This is a genomic window from Streptomyces sp. WM4235 (assembly GCF_001279725.1).
Classification (GTDB): Bacteria; Actinomycetota; Actinomycetes; order Streptomycetales; family Streptomycetaceae; genus Streptomyces.
This window is the reverse complement of the sequence record NZ_LGDE01000189.1, coordinates 1-1,176: the sequence shown is the minus strand read 5'-3', so window position 1 is coordinate 1,176 and position 1,176 is coordinate 1. Positions and strand designations below refer to the sequence as shown.

General features: G+C 72.2%; 2 protein-coding genes. Both read left to right on the top strand.

Annotated elements, in window-relative coordinates; all coding sequences use genetic code 11:
* A partial coding sequence (locus ADK55_RS15265; RefSeq protein WP_053679023.1) for a PIG-L deacetylase family protein occupies positions 1 to 510 on the top strand: 510 nt, incomplete at its 5' end.
* A gap of 47 nt (positions 511 to 557) precedes the next feature.
* On the top strand, positions 558 to 1,176 hold a 619-nt coding region (locus ADK55_RS15260), incomplete at its 3' end, for an enoyl-CoA hydratase/isomerase family protein (protein ID WP_053679021.1).

Sequence of the window (1,176 nt, the reverse complement as noted above, 5' to 3'; positions counted from 1 at the left end):
GTGTCGACGGTGGAGTTCCTCGACCACCGCGACGGGGTCGTCGAGTACGGCCTCGACCTGCGCCGGGACATCGCCGCGGCCATCCGCAGGCACCGCCCCGAGCTGATCGTCCCCCTCAACCACCGGGACACCTGGGGCGGCGCGGACGGCGGCGGCTTCTGGAACCCCCCCGACCACAAGGCCGTCGGACGCGCCGTACTGGACGCGGCCGGCGACGCGGGCAACCGTTGGATCTTCCCCGAGCTGATCTCCGTACAGGGCCTGGAGCCCTGGAACGGGGTGCGCTGGGTCGCGGTGGCCGGTTCCGCCACTCCGACGCACGCCGTCGACGCCACCGCCGGTCTGGAGCGGTCCATCGCGTCCCTGCTGGAGCACAAGGCCTACATCGAGGTGCTCACCGACCAGGACCCCGAGGAGTACGGGCGGACCTTCCTCACCGGCAACGCCCAGCAGGCCTCGGCACGCTTCGGGGGCCGCCCGGCGCTTCCGTTCGAGCTCTTCCCGCGCTGATCGGACCCCCCTAAGCTGACGGTCCGTCAGCGACGAGGGGGCATCGGGTGATCGACACCATCACCACGGAGATCGCGGAGGGGGAGGAGCGCATCCGCCTCGAAGTCGAGGGCGGGGTCGCGTTCCTCACCCTCTGCCGGCCGGACCAACTCAACGGCTGGAGTTGGGAGTCCACCCGCCAACTGGGCCTGCTGGCCGACCGGATCCGCTTCGATCCGACGGTGCGGGTGGTCCTGCTGAGGGCCGACGGGCGCGCCTTCTGTGCCGGGATCGACGTCACGGCCCCCGGCGGTGCGATCACCGGACGCACTCCCGCCGAGCGGACCCGGAACTACCACGAGGGCATCCGCTGGGTGCACGAGCGCTTCGCGGTCCTCGCCCGGCTCCCGCAACCCGTGGTGGCCGCCGTCCAGGGCTACTGCCTCGGCTTCGGCTTCGAACTCGCGCTGATGGCGGACGTGCGGTTGGCGGCCGAGGACGCCGTCTTCGCCCTGCCGGAAGCCCGGCTGGGCGTGGCGGTGGACGCCGGCGGGGACCTGCGCATCGCCCGCGAGGCCGGCGCCGGCTGGGCGAAGTACCTGGCTCTGACCGGGCGGCGCATCGACGCCCGTACGGCGGAACGCCTCAACCTGGTCCAACAAGTCCTTCCTCCGGACGAGTTGGAGA